We start from the raw sequence: 16,860 nt of genomic DNA on the forward strand, positions 1-16,860 counted from the left end.
GAGATTCCATGTCAGTTCCTTTGATCCTGACCTTACTGGCTGGTGGGGCCACCTTCATTGGCGCGGTGCTGGGCGTTATCGGGCAGAAGCCCTCCAACCGTGTGCTGGCGTTCTCTCTGGGCTTTGCCGCCGGGATTATGCTGCTGATCTCACTGATGGAAATGCTGCCCGCCGCGCTCGGGACGGAAGGCATGTCGCCAGTGCTCGGCTACGGCATGTTTGTTATCGGCCTGCTGGGTTATTTCGGGCTCGACAGGGCTTTACCGCACGCACATCCGCAAGATCTCATGCAGGGTGATAAAGCTGTCATGCCCCGCAACCTGCGTCGTACCGCCATTTTACTGACGCTGGGTATCAGCCTGCACAACTTCCCGGAAGGCGTAGCGACCTACGTCACTGCCAGCAGTAATCTGGAACTGGGCTTTGGGATTGCGCTTGCCGTCGCCTTGCACAATATTCCTGAAGGTCTTGCAGTGGCTGGGCCAGTCTATGCGGCGACAGGCTCGAAACGTAAAGCGGTCTTCTGGGCGGGTATTTCCGGGATGGCTGAAATTCTGGGCGGTGTGCTGGCGTGGCTGATTCTGGGGTCACTGGTGTCACCAGTGGTGATGGCGGCTATCATGGCGGCGGTCGCTGGGATTATGGTGGCGCTGTCGGTTGATGAATTGATGCCGCTCGCCAAAGAAATCGACCCGCATAACAACCCAAGTTACGGCGTGCTGTGCGGTATGTCAGTGATGGGCTTAAGTCTGGTGCTGTTGCAGTCGATGGATTTTGCCTGACACAAACGCCGGCCGACAAAAACACTCACTCAGTGCCGCCAGGCAAACAGTACATAGAATAACGCCGGGATTATCCCGGCGTTATTCTTTTCAGGCTCAGGCTGAATCAGCTGGCCTTACGTTCGTGCTTTTGGCGGTATTCCACCAGATCTTCGATGGTCACAACCGGCATGTTGTGCTCGGCTGCGAACTTGATGCACTCCGGCGCGCGCGCCATGGTGCCATCATCATTAGTCAGCTCACACAGAACGCCAGCAGGTTTGAAGCCAGCCAGTGAAACCAGGTCGATGGTCGCTTCAGTGTGGCCGCCACGGGTTAACACGCCACCCGGCTGCGCACGCAGTGGGAAAACGTGGCCAGGGCGATGCAGATCAGATGGCTTCGCATCATCGGCGATGGCAGCACGAACGGTGGTTACGCGGTCTGCTGCTGAAACGCCGGTGGTCACACCGTGCGCGGCTTCGATAGTCACGGTAAAACCGGTCCCGAACGCGCTGGTGTTGTTTTCGACCATCATCGGCAACTCGAGCTGCTTGCGACGTTCTTCATTGATGCACAGGCACACAATGCCACTGCCGTGGCGAATGGTCAGCGCCATTTGCTCAACGGTCATGGTTTCGGCGGCAAAAATCATGTCGCCTTCGTTCTCGCGGTTTTCGTCATCAAGCACCATCACGCCGCGGCCTTCGCGCAGCGCAGCTAACGCGTGTTCCACACGTTCAAAAGCAGTACCAAAAGAGGAAAGTAGCGTCTGATTCATGGTAAAAGACCTCATTAACATTATGGTTACCAGAATCAGGGCAGTCTTAGGAGCACCGGCTAAGCGGCAAAAAAATAACGTGAGCGGGTCGAGCCCGTAGATCGTTACTCTCTCCCATCCGGACTTTAACCGTCGGCCCCGGAATTTCACCGGATCTGCTGTCCTTCAGACCGAAATCTGAAGCGCTCGCGGGCTTTCAACCTGAGTTGATTTACCGCCGGTGGGGAATTTCGCCCCGCCCTGAGAATAAGCGAGATAACTATAACGCTAATGATTATTGGCGGCAATGGTCGGGTTTGCATAAGCTTCAAACATTTCTGGTTTATAGCCCCGCCATAAGGCACTACAATACTCTGCAAAACCGACCAGACTCAGGGAAACCGTAATGATTGATCCGAAAAAAATTGAACAGATTGCCCGCCAGGTTCATGAGTCCATGCCGCAAGGCCTGCGTGACTTTGGTGATGACGTTGAGAAGAAAATCCGTCAGGTTCTGCAATCTCAGCTGACCCGTCTGGATTTGGTGAGCCGTGAAGAGTTTGACGTGCAAACGCAAGTGCTGCTGCGCACTCGCGAGAAGCTGGCACTGCTGGAACAGCGCATGAGCGAACTGGAAAACCGCTCGGCTATTCCTGCTATTCCGCCAGTGGATGATAAAGCCTGAGAGCACGTGGTGTAATGCCGGGTGGCGGCGATGCCTGACCCGGCCTGCGTGTAGGCCCGGTAAGCGTAGCGCCACCGGGCATGGGATTTTATTTCCCGCTGTCTTTCTGGATGCGCTTGATGATGTTGGTGGTTGAACAGCCGTCTTCAAAATTGAGCACCATCACTTCGCCACCGTTAGCCCAGACTTCCTCGCTACCTGCGATTTCATCCGGCTTGTAATCGCCACCCTTCACCAGCAAATCTGGCAGGATACCGGCAATCAGGCGCTGCGGCGTGTCTTCTTCGAAAGAGACCACCCAGTCAACGGATTCCAGCGCACCCAGCACAATCATGCGCTGTTCAAGTGGGTTCACCGGACGGGTTTCGCCTTTCAGACGCTTAGTGGACGCATCGCTGTTCACCGCCACGATCAGGCGATCGCCAAGCTTGCGGGCGTTCGAAAGATAGGACACATGGCCCGCGTGCAGAATGTCGAACACGCCGTTGGTCATCACCACTTTCTCACCACGCTTACGCGCCGCCAGGACGGCCTGCTTCAGTTCTTCTTCGCTCATCACGCCAAAACCGGTGTCCGCACGACCGCGCACGGCGTTTTCCAGTTCGATGGGTGAAACGGTAGAAGTCCCCAGTTTGCCCACCACGACACCCGCCGCAGCGTTCGCAAAGAAGCACGCTTCTTCCAGAGAATTACCTGCCGCCAGCGTTGCCGCCAGCACGCCAATCACCGTGTCACCGGCACCGGTCACGTCGTAAACTTCCTGTGCCTGAGTGGGCATATGCAGCGGAGCTTTGCCCGGTTGCAGCAGAGTCATGCCCTGTTCAGAACGCGTCACCAGCAGCGCGGAGAGCTCGTAGTCAGCGATCACTTTCATGCCGCGTTCCACGATTTCGGCTTCGGTCTTACATTTCCCCGCCACCGCTTCAAATTCAGAAAGATTTGGCGTCAGCAGCGTGGCACCGCGATAGCGTTCGAAATCGGTTCCTTTCGGATCGATAAGCACTGGCACGCCGCCTTTTCTCGCCAGCTGGATCATACTCTGCACGCTTTCCAGCGCGCCTTTGGCGTAATCGGACAGCACCAGCGCGCCGATATGCCCCAGCGCCTGCTGGATGCGTTCGTGCATGGGCTGCGGATCAACGCCCGCGAAGCCTTCTTCAAAGTCCAGACGAATCAGTTGCTGGTTGCGCGACAACACGCGCAGCTTGGTGATGGTCGGATGCGTGGGCACAGAGACGAAATCGCACTTCACATTCACATCCGCCAGCGCTTTGCTCAAGGCACGCGCCGCGTCATCAATGCCGGTCAGGCCGACCAGGCGAGAAGAGGCGCCCAGCGAAGCAATGTTCATGGCCACGTTAGCCGCGCCGCCAGGGCGTTCTTCAATGGTATCAACTTTGACCACGGGAACCGGAGCTTCCGGGGAGATGCGGCTTGTCGGGCCATACCAGTAGCGATCCAGCATCACATCACCGACAACCATCACACCAGCACGTTCAAATTCTGGCAGCGTTACTTTCATTCCAGACTCCTGAAAGATTCATCAATTGCGCGCGATAATAGCATAATTCATGGCATAACCAGCCACTTCCGCCAACTGGTGGTGACCAGTTCGCGTTCCGTACTGAACGCTTCCGGCGCGACGTGTCCGGCTTCTTCCTGCAAGGCTAAATGGTGCAAGGCATCGCGAAGCGTGGTGTAAGCGCGGCTCAACGCCAGTGCTTCTTCCTCTTCTATAATGTCGTTTTGCGCCAGCAGTTCGAGGATACGCACATTGTCCGACCAGCGCGTCAGCTTCGGTTTGTCATGGGCATAGCGCAATACCAGATATTGTGTAATGAACTCAATATCGGTGATCCCGCCCTCATCTGCTTTAATATCGAAGCGATCACGGTGCTTTCCGCCCAGATGTGCTCGCATTTTTTCGCGCATTTCACGCACTTCTGTTTGCAGCTTTTCACCTTCTCGCGGCGTGGTCAGGATGTCGCGACGAATGGCATCAAACTGCATCTGCAACTGTGGGTCACCGTAAACCACGCGGGCACGAACCAGCGCCTGATGCTCCCAGGTCCATGCTTCGGTGCGCTGATAATCGGCAAAAGCCTCAGTGGTGGTCACCAACATGCCCGCCGCGCCAGAAGGCCGTAAGCGAGCGTCCACTTCGTACAGAATGCCCGAGGACGTTCGGGTGCTGAACAGATGCATGATGCGCTGCGCCAGACGCAGATAGAACTGACGTCCATCGATTTCACGCTCGCCATCGGTCATCACTTCCACCGGGCAATCATGCAGGAACACGAGGTCGAGATCAGAGCTGTAACCCAGCTCCCAGCCGCCTAACTTGCCATATCCAACCACCGCAAACCCGCGCCCCTGACGTTCAGCCAGATGTTTCGGCTGCCCATAGCGAGCGACCATTTGTGTCCACGCCTGCTGCACAACCGCATCGATCATCGCTTCTGCAAGCCAGGTTAAGTGATCGCTCACTTTCATCACCGGTAGCGTTCCCGCAATGTCTGCTGCGGCCACACGCAGTAACTGTGCCTGTTTAAACTGGCGTAAGGCTTCCAGTTGCTGCTCTTCGTCCTCTTCCGGCACGCGCAGCAGATACTGGCGCAACTCGTCGCGGTAGGCGTCGGTCGCCGTAGGCTGATAAAGCGTGTTCGGATCGAGCAGTTCATCCAGCAGCAGAGGATAGCGCGCCAGCTGGCTGGCAATCATCGGCGAGGCCGCGCACAGACGAATCAGGTGTTTGAGCGCCCCCGGGAATTCGCTCAGCAGTTCGAGGTAGGTCGTGCGGGTGACGATGCCCGTCAGCAAAGGCATGATTCGACCGAGCGGCACAGGTGCATCTTCACGGCTGCACACTTCGCTCAGCAAATGCGGCATCAGAGAATCCAGCACCTGACGCCCACGCGGGCCGATGGTGCGCTTATCAAGCTCTTTGCGGAAATCGGCAATTTGCGCCAGCACCTGATGGCGATCGTTGTCACTCAGATGCGCCAGCACCGGCGTAGTGTCGTCTTCCTGCAACGCATCCTGCCAGAGTTCACGCCAGTGCTCGGAGAGTTGTTCATCGGCAGACGTTTCTTCGTCATCGCCAATCAGCTCGTTAAAAATCTGCCTGACCTGCGCCATATGGTCGCTAAGCTCGGCGGAAAGCGCATCCCAGTCAGCAAAGCCCATTCCCCACGCCAGACGCGCCCGATTCAGGTCATCTTCCGGCAGCGTCTGAGTCTGTTCGTCGTTGATGCTTTGCAGCAGGTTTTCCAGGCGGCGCAGGAAAAGATACGCCTCGCGCAGCTGCGCCGCTTCCCCTTCAGGAAGAAGATGCAGATTATCGATGGCTTCAAGCGTTGGCAGCAGAGAACGGCCTTGCAGTGCAGGCTCACGCCCGCCGCGAATCAGCTGGAAGACCTGAACAATAAACTCAATTTCGCGAATACCGCCCGCGCCCAGCTTGATGTTGTCTTTCAGACCACGACGGCGCACTTCGCGGGAAATCATCCCTTTCATGTTACGCAGTGACTGGATCACGCTGAAATCGATGTAACGGCGGAAGACGAAAGGACGCAGCATGGAACGCAATTCTTCCACGTACAGCCCTTCGCTATCGCCCATGATTCGGGCTTTGACCATCGCATAACGTTCCCAGTCGCGCCCTTGCTCCTGGTAATAATCTTCCAGCGCGGCAAAGCTCAGGACCAGCGGGCCGCTGTCGCCAAACGGGCGCAGACGCATATCAACGCGATACACAAAGCCGTCCATCGTCGCTTGATCCAGCGCTTTAATCAGGCGCTGCCCCATGCGGGTAAAGAACTGGGCGTTATCCAGCTCACGACGGCCGCCCTGCGTGGAACCGTGCTCCGGCCAGGCAAAAATAAGGTCGATATCCGAGGAGAAGTTAAGCTCGCCGCCACCCAGTTTGCCCATGCCTAAAATCAGCAGTGGCTGCGGTTTTCCTTCGGCGTTACAGGGCGTGCCCCATTCGCGGCAACAGGCGTCATACAGCCAGTCTCGCGCGGCAACAATCAGCGTTTCGGCTAAGTGACTGAGCTGCTGCAAACTGCTTTCGGTACTGACCAGGGAGAGCGCTTGCGCCCAGGCGATGCGAACCATGACCCGGCGGCGGAAGAGGCGCAGTTCGCGCATCAGGCTGTTTTCATCGCTCACGTCAGCAAGTGCATCTTGTAACCAGGCGGCGTAATGCTGCCATTCGTCAGCCTGAGGCGGCGAACTTTCCAGCTCGCTAATCCAGTTCGGATGGGTCGTCAGACTCTGGGCGATGAAATCGCTGAACGTCATCGCCGCCTGAGCCTGCGGGCTTAATTCTGAGGAAGGAAATTCTGCTGGCAGTCTGTCGACGACCGTCTGCCAGTGAAGCTGTAACTGCATAGAAAACGGCGTCATGACTGCCCTCGTTGCTTGCTTATCGTCCGGTGACTAAAAAAGCCGTCAGCATCAATTTGGCTCTGGCAATTTGCGGCTGGAAAACGGCGTTGTGGGCGTTATCAGCCACGGCAATCGCCTCCGCGATTTGTGCCATTTGCTCAGAGGCCATTTCATGGTCGCTTGCCAGCGCCGTGCGGATAAACGCGACCGCTTTCAGCACTTCCGCTCTTGCCGCGTGGTTGCCCCGTAACCAAAGCTCTTCGTGATACTGCCAGTGCGCGAGCGCCGCCTCCAGTGCTGCGTTGCCTTCAGCGGTAAATTCCGCAGGTTTCAGTGCTCGTTCGGCATTCCCCTGCGCCAGATGATATCCTCGTGCCGCTTTACTGAGACTTCCCTGACGCAAAACTCCGGCAGAAAGCAGTTGTTCGGCGATTTCCAGAATATCTTCAACTTCGCCATGAAGCAGTTCCAGCTCCAGTTCGCAGAGAGCTTCCTGATGCCCACCAGCCGCGACCTCGCCCAAATCCAGCGCCAGTTCGACACGGCTCTGATTGTGGTTAATCAGCCATTTTTCACGGTAAAAATCGGTGCTGAATAACGGCTTCACCTGAGAGGCCAGCGAACCGGGTAATTTGCCCTCGGGCCACACTTCCGCAGGCAGCTTTTCCAGCGCCAGTTCAGGCTTATCCAGATCGATATTGTATTCAGGACGCTGATGCAAACCGCCCACCACACGCCCCGCGATTTTCATCGTCATTTCATAGCGACCGTTGTGGCCGCGGATGCGCAGGCCCATGTCGTGTTTACGCAGCCAGTTGTCTGGCGTTTCATAGTAAATATTGAGTAATTGCGCGGCCGGAACGTGTTCCGCAGAGAGGCTGTTGAGCTGCTGGCGCAAGGTATCGACCCCCTGCGGCTCAACGATGAACTTCAATTCGATTTCCTGATCCATGACTGATTTCTTATGGTTGCGAAGCCTTGATTGAACGTTACGCCGAACTTACGCGCATCTTTTTTGTCAGTAGAGTGTATTTCGCGGTACTTTGCCATGCAATCTCCTCCTGGAGGATTCTGATTGCGGCAGAATGCCTGGCATCGTCAGACTGATGCCATTACTATCATTTCACTTTATGACAATAACGAATGACCTGATGCCTAAATTACGCCTGATTGGATTAACTTTATTAGCGCTTAGCGCAACTGCTGCCGTTCACGCGGAAGAAACCCGTTACGTTTCAGATGAACTGAACACCTGGGTCCGCAGCGGACCAGGCGATGACTATCGTCTGGCCGGCACCGTCACCGCAGGAGAAGCGGTCACCCTCCTGCAAACCAATGACAGTACTCAATATGGACAGGTGCGTGACAGCAACGGCCGTACCGCCTGGATCCCACTCAAAGAGCTGAAGAGCGAACCGAGCTTTAAAACTCGCGTTCCAGACCTGGAAAGCCAGGTGAAAACGCTCACCGACAAGCTGAACAATATTGATGCCACCTGGAATGAGCGCACTGCAGACATGCAGAAGAAAGTCGCGGGTAGCGACAGCGTCATTAACGGGCTGAAAGAAGAGAATCAAAAGCTGAAAAACGAACTCATCGTGGCGCAGAAAAAGGTGAATGCCGCCAATCTGCAGCTCGATGACAAACAGCGCACCATCATCATGCAGTGGTTCATGTACGGTGGCGGCGTGCTGGGTGTGGGCCTGATCCTCGGCCTGGTTCTGCCGCTGCTGGTGCCAAGCCGCAAGCGCAAAGATCGCTGGATGAACTGACCGTCTGATTCGCAAACGCCTCTACACTTACGTATTATCTTCCGATAATCAAAGTGAGAGGGGTTGTGTGGCGTGAAGACATATCTGGTCGGTGGTGCGGTTCGTGATGCGTTGTTAGGCCTGCCGGTCAAAGACAAAGATTGGGTGGTTGTCGGTGCCACACCCCAGCAGATGCTCGACGCGGGCTACCAGCAGGTAGGTCGCGATTTTCCTGTTTTTCTCCATCCTGAAAGCCACGAAGAATATGCCCTTGCGCGTACCGAGCGAAAATCCGGCTCCGGTTATACCGGCTTCACTTGTTATGCCGCTCCTGATGTCACCCTTGAACAAGATTTACTGCGCCGTGACCTGACGGTTAACGCCCTCGCGCAAAGCGAAGACGGCACGATTATCGATCCGTACCACGGTCAGAACGATCTGAAAAACCGTCTGCTTCGCCATGTTTCCCCTGCCTTCAGTGAAGATCCTTTACGCGTGCTGCGCGTGGCGCGCTTTGCCGCTCGTTACGCTCACCTGAGCTTCCGCATTGCCGATGAAACCATGGCGTTGATGCGTGAAATGACGGCGGCAGGCGAGCTTGAACATCTCACGCCGGAGCGCGTCTGGAAGGAAACCGAGAACGCACTTGGCACCCGCAATCCTCAGGTCTATTTCCAGACGCTGCGCGACTGCGGCGCGTTAAAGGTCCTGTTCCCGGAAATTGATGCGCTGTACGGCGTGCCTGCTCCGGCGAAGTGGCACCCTGAAATCGACACTGGCGTGCATACGCTGATGACGCTGACGATGGCTGCGATGCTTTCGCCTGCACTGGATGTCCGTTTCGCAACGCTTTGCCACGACCTGGGCAAAGGGCTTACGCCAAAAGAGTTCTGGCCTCGCCATCACGGCCACGGCCCGGCAGGGGTGAAACTCGTCGAGCAATTGTGCGCTCGTTTACGCGTGCCGAATGAAATGCGAGATCTGGCCAAGCTGGTCGCGGAATTTCACGACCTCATCCACACCATGCCCATTCTTAAACCGGCAACCATCGTGAAGCTGTTTGATTCGATTGATGCGTGGCGCAAGCCGCAGCGTGTGGAGCAAATCGCCCTCACCAGCGAAGCCGACGTGCGTGGGCGTACCACGTTCGAAGCCTGTGATTATCCGCAAGGGCGTTTACTGCGTGAAGCGTGGATCGTTGCAAAATCCGTGCCGACCAAACCGGTCATCGAGGCAGGATTTAAAGGGCCGGAAGTCAGGGAGGAACTGACGCGACGCCGTATCGAAGCCGTCGCGCAGTGGAAAGAAAAACGCTGTCCGCAGGTTACATGAACACCGCGTAAACCGCTGCCGCCACAATGAAGCGATAGATAGCAAACGGGATAAAGGTGATGCGTTTGATGATGTGCAGGAAGGTTTTAATCGCAAACAGCGCTACCACGAACGCCGTGATAAAGCCGACAGCAAACATCGGAATATCTGAGGTGGTCAGGAAGCCGATGCTTTTGTAGAGATCGAGCGCAGTCGCGCCCATCATCATCGGCACCGCCAGCAGGAAAGAAAACTCTGCCGCAGCATAACGGCTCACGCCAATCAGCATCCCGCCCGCAATGGTTGACCCGGAGCGGGAGAAACCCGGCCACAACGCCAGACACTGGAAACAGCCAATCGCAAACGCCTGGCCATAGGTCATATCGTCCAGGCCCATTGCGCGTGGCTGTTTTGGCTTAAACACTTCCGCCGCAATCAGCAACACGCCGCCGACCACCAGCGCATACATCACGTTCACCGGGTTAAACAGTGCCTTGATGGCATCGTGTAACACAAGCCCAAGCACCACGGCCGGGATCATCGCCAGCAAAACGTGAATCAGAGACAGACGCCCGCTGCCTTCGCCTTCATGTACCGGCGGGCGGCCGAAGTGAATGCCAATCAGGCCAAACAGCCGACGCCAGAACATCACGACCACGGCCAGAATCGACCCTAACTGGATAACCACTTCGAAGGTTTTCGCCGTCTCTCCCTCAAACCCCAGCAGATGGCCCACGATAATCATGTGGCCCGTGCTGGACACCGGCAAAAATTCTGTCAGTCCTTCGACAACACCCAGGATAGCCGCTACCAGCAGCGAGTGCATATCGCTCATCAAATAAACCCTTAAAGTAAAGAAAAAAATGAAAAATAAGACAGCTAACTCTACGTCAGCATTAAGACATATCTATCGGTGTTTCGTTTAACGATGATGAATCTAAACTTATCCTTTCGGAATTGTGCCACGCTCGATGATCACCCCCACGTTTGCCGCTCGTGCCACAGCGCCAGGTTTGCTCAGTTTGATGCGCACCCACGGTGAGTTAAAACGCGTCAGTAAGAGCTGAGCGACCTCTTCCGCAACACGCTCCACCAGTGCGAATTTCCCGCCTTCTACGTGAGCGATCACTGCTTCGCTGATATCGGCATAGCTCAGGCAATCTTCAACGTTGTCGCTGACGGCCGATTTCCGGTTGTCCCACGCCATTTCGATATCGAACACCAGCTTCTGTTCAATGGTCTGTTCCCAGTCGTAAACACCAATGGTGGTGATTGTCGAAAGTTGCTCTATAAATACAATATCCATCACGCCCTGCCTGCTTTTTGCCCGCGCCGGATACCACTTCCGGCAAAATATGCGTATTATCCACAGATGAAGAGAATACCGATACATTTTCAAAACGGAACAGCGTTATGAGTGCAATCGCGCCTGGAATGGTCTTCCTCGCCTACCTTTGCGGCTCAATTTCCAGCGCCATTCTGGTCTGTCGCCTCGCGGGTCTGCCTGATCCCCGTGAAAGCGGCTCTGGTAACCCCGGAGCGACCAACGTTTTACGAATTGGCGGCAAGGGAGCAGCCGTAGCTGTACTGATCTTCGACATCCTCAAAGGCATGTTGCCGACGTGGGGCGCCTGGGCTTTGGGGTTTACCCCGTTCTGGCTCGGGATGGTCGCCATCGCCGCTTGTCTCGGTCACATCTGGCCGGTCTTCTTTGGTTTTCGCGGCGGTAAAGGGGTTGCCACTGCCTTTGGTGCCATCGCACCGATTGGCTGGGATCTCACCGGCGTGATGGCTGGCACCTGGCTTTTAACTATTTTGCTGAGCGGCTATTCCTCGCTTGGGGCGATAGTCAGTGCGCTGGTTGCGCCGTTTTACGTCTGGTGGTTTATGCCGCAGTACACCTTCCCGGTGTCGATGCTTTCCTGCCTTATCTTACTGCGCCACCATGACAACATTCAGCGCCTGTGGCGTCGGCAAGAAACCAAAATCTGGACCCGCCTGAGAAAAAATAAACCGCAGGACTAAGCCCTTCTCCTCGCCGTCCAATGGGCGGCGACATCAATTATTACATTGACTTAACATCATAAGCCTTTCCTATGACCTGCAAATTCCTCTGCTGATCCATACTCATTAGCGTCTGATTAATCACGCAATTGCAGAGGTGCCGCTTTGTCTGGCGCAGGACTGGAGAGTGACAAAAAAGGCTGGCATGCCACGCTCGCCTTACAGTTCCGCCATACGCCGGAAAAAACGGTGCTGGCCTCTGCTCGCCATTCGGGTCCGTTGACCGTTCAGCGCCCTTTTTATCCCGAAGAAAACACCTGCCATCTTTATCTGCTGCATCCCCCCGGCGGCATAGTCGGCGGCGATGAACTGGATATCAACGTCACCCTGGAACCTAACAGCCACGCGCTGATCACCATGCCCGGCGCCAGTAAGTTTTACCGCAGCCACGGCCCGCAGGCGCGGCTCAGCCAGCGTTTTGACCTTGCGGAAAATGCGATTCTCGAATGGCTGCCGCAGGACACCATTTTCTTCCCCGCAGCCCGTGCCCAGCTTCACACCGTGTTCCATCTACATGAGCGCTCGCAGCTGCTGGCCTGGGAATTGTTTTGCCTCGGGCGGCCAGTGATGGGTGAAGCTTTCGGGCAAGGTGAAATTTCCAGCCGCCTTGAAGTCTGGAAAAGCGGAATGCCGCTGCTGATGGAACGCCTGCACCTTGCCGACAGCGATCTCAGCGCGGTGGCAGCACAACCCTGGGTCGGTAACCTGCTGTTCTATCCGGCAACTGAAAATATGCTGGAAGGCGTTCGCGAGTTGTTAACTCCGCTGAATTTTTATGCCGGGGCAACGTTGACCGACAACCTGCTGACGGTGCGCTTTTTATCGCACGACAACATTATCTGCCAACGCGCGATGCGAGAAATCTGGCAATACCTGCGCCCGCAGTTGCTCAACAAATCCCCTGTGTTACCCCGAATCTGGCAGACCTGAGAGACCGCTATGGAACTGACGCCAAGAGAAAAAGATAAATTGCTGTTATTTACCGCCGCGCTGGTGGCCGAGCGCCGCCTGGCCCGTGGCCTGCGACTCAACTACCCCGAGTCCGTGGCCCTGATCAGCGCCTTCATCATGGAAGGTGCCCGCGACGGGAAAAGCGTGGCTTCGCTGATGGAAGACGGCCGCCATGTCTTAACCCGCGATCAGGTGATGGAAGGCGTGCCAGAGATGATCCCGGATATTCAGGTTGAAGCCACGTTTCCGGATGGCTCCAAACTAGTCACCGTTCATAACCCGATAATCTGAAGAGGCTTTCATGATCCCCGGTGAATACAAGATCCAGAGCGGCAGCATTGCGATGAACTCAGGGCGAGAAACGCGAAAAACGATCGTCGAAAACCACGGCGACAGGCCGATTCAGGTGGGATCGCACTATCACTTTTACGAGGTTAACCCCGCGCTGAAATTCGATCGCGAAGCCTGTAAGGGCTATCGCCTGAATATTCCGGCAGGCACCGCCGTGCGCTTCGAGCCAGGGCAAAAACGTGAGGTCGAGCTGGTCGCAGTAGCAGGCAACAAACGCATTTTCGGCTTTCGTGGCGAGGTCATGGGCGAGCTGGAGGCAAAACCATGAGCGAGATTTCCCGCCAGGCCTATGCGGACATGTTCGGCCCGACAACCGGCGATAAAGTGCGGCTTGCCGATACCGAGCTATGGATTGAAGTGGAAGACGATCTGACCACTTACGGCGAAGAGGTGAAATTTGGTGGCGGCAAGGTTATCCGCGACGGCATGGGTCAGGGCCAGATGACCGCCGACGCCTGCGTGGATCTGGTGCTGACCAACGCGCTGATTGTCGATCACTGGGGGATCGTTAAAGCCGATATCGGCGTGAAAGACGGCAGGATCTTCGCCGTCGGCAAAGCGGGCAACCCGGATATCCAACCCAACGTGACGATCCCGATTGGCGCTGGCACAGAAGTGATCGCCGCCGAAGGGAAGATCGTCACCGCGGGTGGGATCGACACCCACATTCACTGGATCTGCCCACAGCAGGCCGAAGAAGCTTTAGTTTCCGGAGTCACAACCATGATCGGCGGCGGCACTGGCCCGGCGGCAGGCACCAACGCAACCACCTGCACGCCTGGCCCGTGGTATATCAGCCGGATGCTTCAGGCGATTGATTCGTTGCCCGTCAACATCGGCCTGCTCGGCAAAGGCAACGGCTCAAATCCTGATGCTTTACGTGAACAAGTCGCAGCAGGCGTCGTTGGCCTGAAAATTCATGAAGACTGGGGCTCAACGCCCGCGGCAATCGACTGTTCGCTGACGGTGGCAGAGGAAATGGATATTCAGGTCGCGCTGCACAGCGACACCCTCAACGAGGCTGGCTTTGTGGAAGACACGCTGGCCGCCATTGGCGATCGCACCATTCACACCTTCCACACGGAAGGCGCGGGCGGCGGCCATGCACCGGATATTATCACCGCCTGTTCGCGGCCGAATATTTTGCCCTCTTCCACCAACCCGACGCTGCCGTACACCGTTAATACCCTCGACGAGCATCTCGATATGCTGATGGTTTGCCACCACCTGTCGCCGGATATCGCTGAAGATGTAGCATTTGCCGAATCGCGTATTCGTCGTGAAACCATTGCCGCAGAAGACGTCCTGCATGACATCGGCGCGTTCTCGCTCACCTCTTCGGATTCACAGGCCATGGGTCGCGTCGGGGAAGTCATTCTTCGCACCTGGCAAGTGGCGCACCGCATGAAAGTTCAGCGTGGCGCGCTGGAGGAAGAGCAAGGCGAGAACGATAACTTCCGCGTGAAACGTTATATCGCCAAATACACCATCAACCCGGCGCTGACGCACGGTATCGCTCATGAAGTTGGGTCGATAGAAACGGGAAAACTGGCTGATTTAGTGCTCTGGTCGCCAGCCTTTTTTGGGGTCAAACCCGCGGCGATCGTCAAAGGCGGGATGATTGTTATGGCACCAATGGGCGATATCAACGCCTCCATTCCGACACCGCAGCCCGTGCACTATCGCCCGATGTTTGGCGCACTTGGCGCGGCCCGACATCACTGCCGCCTGACGTTTCTCTCTCAAGCCGCTATCGATAACAACGTCCCTCAACAGCTTGGGCTGAAGAGCCAGATAGCGGGGGTGAAAGGCTGCCGAACGGTCAAAAAAGCCGACATGATCCACAACAGCCTGCAGCCTGATATCACCGTCGATGCACAGACCTATGAAGTGCGCGTCGACGGGCAACTCATTACCAGCGAACCCGCGGATGTGCTGCCGATGGCACAACGCTATTTTCTGTTTTAAGGAGCGACAATGCTGTATCTGACTCACCGGGTGGATAACGCCCATCACTTCACGGCCAGCGTGACGCTCACCATCGACGTGCGAGTGAAAAGCCGCGCCAAAGTCACGCTCAGCGATGGTCGTGAAGCAGGCCTGATGCTTCCACGCGGCCTGCTGCTGAGAGGCGGCGACATTCTTTGCAGCGAAGACGGACACGAGTTTATTGCGGTAATAGCCGCCGATGAGGGCGTCTCCGTAGTGCGCTGTGATGATCCGTTCCAGCTAGCCAAAGCCTGTTACCACCTCGGTAATCGCCACGTGCCACTGCAAATCATGCCGGGTGAACTGCGTTATCACCACGACCACGTGCTGGACGATATGCTGCGCCAGTTCGGGCTAGAAGTGAGCTTCGCGCAGTTACCTTTCGAGCCAGAAGCCGGGGCCTACACCAGCGAAGCGCAGGGGCATCACCATCATCATTCACACGATCATTCGCACAGCCACTGATGATCAGCACCACGCAAAAGTTGCGTTTGTTGCAGCTCGCCAGCAGCAACCTGCCCGTCGGCGGCTACAGTTGGTCACAAGGGCTGGAATGGGCGGTTGAAGCGGGCTGGGTGAAAGACACCGCAGCCTTTGCCCACTGGCAGACGCAGCAGATGGAACACAGCTTTTTCCATGTAGATTTGCCGTTGTTTTCCAGGCTGTACCACGCGTGGGAGAAAGACGATGCGGAAGCCGCAATGCGCTGGACGGCATGGCTTCTGGCCTGCCGCGAAACGCGCGAGCTGCGTGAAGAAGAACGCAATCGCGGGCAGGCATTCACCCGCCTGCTGTACGACTGGCAGCCGGAATGTCCACAGGAGTGGCGATCTTTGTTTAACCAAAGCCAACTTTGCGGCATGGCGTGGCTCGGCGTGCGCTGGAAAATCGATTTGCCCGAGCTGGCTTTAACCCTCGGCTACAGCTGGATTGAAAGCGCGGTGATGGCTGGCGTCAAGCTGGTGCCATTTGGGCAGCAGGCCGCGCAAAAATTGATTATGACGCTCTGCGAGCATTACGCCGCAGGCATCGAGCGAGGGCTGAATTGCCCCGATGAACACATTGGTTCCGCGACGCCGCTGGCGGCTATCGCTTCGGCGCGTCACGAAACCCAATATTCCCGACTGTTCCGTTCCTGAGGAGAAGGTATGGCAATCTATAAACATCCGCTGCGCGTGGGCGTCGGCGGCCCGGTGGGCTCCGGTAAAACCGCCCTGCTGGAAGCACTGTGTAAAGCAATGCGTGACACGTATCACCTGGCAGTTGTGACCAACGATATCTACACCAAAGAAGATCAACGCATCCTTACCGAAGCGGGCGCACTGGCGCCGGAGCGTATCGTCGGTGTCGAAACGGGAGGCTGCCCTCACACCGCCATCCGTGAAGATGCCTCGATGAATCTGGCGGCAGTCGAAGCACTTAGCGAGAAATTCGGCAATCTGGATCTGATCTTCGTGGAAAGTGGCGGCGACAACCTGAGTGCTACCTTCAGCCCGGAACTGGCGGATCTGACGATCTACGTGATCGACGTAGCCGAAGGGGAAAAGATCCCGCGCAAAGGCGGCCCGGGGATCACTAAATCTGATTTTCTGGTGATCAATAAAACCGACCTGGCACCTTACGTGGGCGCTTCGCTTGAAGTAATGGAACGCGACACAAATCGCATGCGCGGCGACAAACCGTGGACTTTCAGCAACCTGAAAGCGGGCGAAGGCTTACCTGCGATTATTGCGTTTCTGGAAGATAAAGGGATGCTGAAGGGGTAATTTGTGTTGCCCGGTGACACTTCGCTTACCGTGCCTACAAAACCGTAGGCCGGTGCAAACGAAGTGCCGCCCGGCAATA

At 56.4% G+C, this 16,860-nt stretch carries 17 protein-coding genes, 1 pseudogene and 1 riboswitch; of the genes and pseudogenes, 12 read left to right on the plus strand and 6 right to left on the minus strand.

Annotation, left to right across the window (positions count from 1 at the left end):
• The first annotated feature begins 8 nt into the window (after nucleotides 1–8).
• Entirely contained in the window at nucleotides 9–782 is a 774-nt protein-coding gene (gene zupT, locus ACLW56_RS17065; protein WP_330984931.1) for a zinc transporter ZupT, read from the plus strand.
• Between the two features lie 106 nt (nucleotides 783–888).
• Here zupT and ribB read toward each other — a convergent pair whose 3' ends face one another.
• Nucleotides 889–1,542, minus strand: coding sequence for a 3,4-dihydroxy-2-butanone-4-phosphate synthase (gene ribB / locus ACLW56_RS17070; protein ID WP_330984932.1), 654 nt, complete (start codon nucleotides 1,540–1,542; stop codon nucleotides 889–891).
• A 102-nt stretch (nucleotides 1,543–1,644) separates the two neighbouring features.
• Nucleotides 1,645–1,794: riboswitch (FMN riboswitch) on the minus strand.
• 133 nt (nucleotides 1,795–1,927) lie between these two features.
• Here ribB and ubiK point away from each other — a divergent pair.
• Nucleotides 1,928–2,206, plus strand: a complete 279-nt coding sequence (gene ubiK / locus ACLW56_RS17075; RefSeq protein ID WP_330984933.1) for a ubiquinone biosynthesis accessory factor UbiK — start codon at nucleotides 1,928–1,930, stop codon at nucleotides 2,204–2,206.
• Nucleotides 2,207–2,294: 88 nt separating this feature from the next.
• Here ubiK and hldE read toward each other — a convergent pair whose 3' ends face one another.
• The 3 genes and pseudogenes from hldE to ACLW56_RS17090 all read right to left on the minus strand — a co-directional run.
• Entirely contained in the window at nucleotides 2,295–3,728 is a 1,434-nt protein-coding gene (gene hldE / locus ACLW56_RS17080; RefSeq protein ID WP_330984934.1) for a bifunctional D-glycero-beta-D-manno-heptose-7-phosphate kinase/D-glycero-beta-D-manno-heptose 1-phosphate adenylyltransferase HldE, read from the minus strand.
• 47 nt (nucleotides 3,729–3,775) lie between these two features.
• Nucleotides 3,776–6,616: a bifunctional [glutamate--ammonia ligase]-adenylyl-L-tyrosine phosphorylase/[glutamate--ammonia-ligase] adenylyltransferase gene (gene glnE / locus ACLW56_RS17085; protein WP_330984935.1), complete on the minus strand. Its 2,841-nt coding sequence runs from the start codon at nucleotides 6,614–6,616 to the stop codon at nucleotides 3,776–3,778.
• Nucleotides 6,617–6,647: 31 nt separating this feature from the next.
• A pseudogene (locus ACLW56_RS17090) lies at nucleotides 6,648–7,550 on the minus strand (inorganic triphosphatase); the annotation flags it as partial.
• A 199-nt stretch (nucleotides 7,551–7,749) separates the two neighbouring features.
• On the opposite strand from ACLW56_RS17090, the gene ACLW56_RS17095 reads away from it, so the two are divergent.
• Together ACLW56_RS17095 and ACLW56_RS17100 are read left to right on the plus strand one after the other, a co-directional pair.
• On the plus strand, nucleotides 7,750–8,370 hold the full coding sequence (locus tag ACLW56_RS17095) for a TIGR04211 family SH3 domain-containing protein (RefSeq protein WP_330984936.1): 621 nt from the start codon (nucleotides 7,750–7,752) through the stop codon (nucleotides 8,368–8,370).
• A gap of 72 nt (nucleotides 8,371–8,442) precedes the next feature.
• Entirely contained in the window at nucleotides 8,443–9,681 is a 1,239-nt protein-coding gene (locus tag ACLW56_RS17100) for a multifunctional CCA addition/repair protein (RefSeq protein WP_330984937.1), read from the plus strand.
• Here ACLW56_RS17100 and bacA read toward each other — a convergent pair.
• Nucleotides 9,674–10,495: an undecaprenyl-diphosphate phosphatase gene (bacA, locus tag ACLW56_RS17105; protein WP_330984938.1), complete on the minus strand. Its 822-nt coding sequence runs from the start codon at nucleotides 10,493–10,495 to the stop codon at nucleotides 9,674–9,676. The genes ACLW56_RS17100 and bacA overlap by 8 nt on opposite strands.
• 108 nt (nucleotides 10,496–10,603) lie before the next feature.
• Nucleotides 10,604–10,966, minus strand: coding sequence for a bifunctional dihydroneopterin aldolase/7,8-dihydroneopterin epimerase (gene folB, locus ACLW56_RS17110; protein ID WP_330984939.1), 363 nt, complete (start codon nucleotides 10,964–10,966; stop codon nucleotides 10,604–10,606).
• A 107-nt stretch (nucleotides 10,967–11,073) separates the two neighbouring features.
• Between folB and plsY the strand changes: the two genes are divergently transcribed.
• The 8 genes from plsY (at nucleotide 11,074) to ureG (ending at nucleotide 16,781) form a co-directional block, all read left to right on the plus strand.
• The gene (gene plsY / locus ACLW56_RS17115) at nucleotides 11,074–11,685 is read left to right on the plus strand and encodes a glycerol-3-phosphate 1-O-acyltransferase PlsY (RefSeq protein WP_330984940.1); all 612 of its coding nucleotides are present in this window, start codon (nucleotides 11,074–11,076) and stop codon (nucleotides 11,683–11,685) included.
• A gap of 144 nt (nucleotides 11,686–11,829) precedes the next feature.
• On the plus strand, nucleotides 11,830–12,654 hold the full coding sequence (locus tag ACLW56_RS17120) for an urease accessory protein UreD (RefSeq protein WP_330984941.1): 825 nt from the start codon (nucleotides 11,830–11,832) through the stop codon (nucleotides 12,652–12,654).
• A 9-nt stretch (nucleotides 12,655–12,663) separates the two neighbouring features.
• Nucleotides 12,664–12,966 (plus strand): urease subunit gamma, encoded by a 303-nt coding sequence (locus ACLW56_RS17125; RefSeq protein ID WP_330984942.1) that lies wholly within the window; start codon nucleotides 12,664–12,666, stop codon nucleotides 12,964–12,966.
• Between the two features lie 10 nt (nucleotides 12,967–12,976).
• Nucleotides 12,977–13,294, plus strand: a complete 318-nt coding sequence (locus tag ACLW56_RS17130) for an urease subunit beta (protein WP_330984943.1) — start codon at nucleotides 12,977–12,979, stop codon at nucleotides 13,292–13,294.
• Nucleotides 13,291–14,994, plus strand: a complete 1,704-nt coding sequence (gene ureC, locus ACLW56_RS17135) for an urease subunit alpha (RefSeq protein ID WP_330984945.1) — start codon at nucleotides 13,291–13,293, stop codon at nucleotides 14,992–14,994. The genes ACLW56_RS17130 and ureC overlap by 4 nt, the downstream gene beginning before the upstream one ends.
• Nucleotides 14,995–15,003: 9 nt before the next feature.
• Nucleotides 15,004–15,480: an urease accessory protein UreE gene (gene ureE / locus ACLW56_RS17140; protein ID WP_330984946.1), complete on the plus strand. Its 477-nt coding sequence runs from the start codon at nucleotides 15,004–15,006 to the stop codon at nucleotides 15,478–15,480.
• On the plus strand, nucleotides 15,480–16,154 hold the full coding sequence (locus tag ACLW56_RS17145; protein ID WP_330984947.1) for an urease accessory protein UreF: 675 nt from the start codon (nucleotides 15,480–15,482) through the stop codon (nucleotides 16,152–16,154). Before ureE ends, ACLW56_RS17145 begins: the two co-directional genes overlap by 1 nt.
• Before the next feature lie 9 nt (nucleotides 16,155–16,163).
• A complete protein-coding gene (ureG, locus tag ACLW56_RS17150) occupies nucleotides 16,164–16,781 on the plus strand; it encodes an urease accessory protein UreG (protein ID WP_330984948.1) in 618 nt (205 codons plus the stop codon).
• Nucleotides 16,782–16,860: the final 79 nt, after the last annotated feature.

This window comes from Pantoea sp. sgz302252 (genome assembly GCF_047713085.1).
Taxonomy (GTDB): Bacteria; Pseudomonadota; Gammaproteobacteria; order Enterobacterales; family Enterobacteriaceae; genus Scandinavium.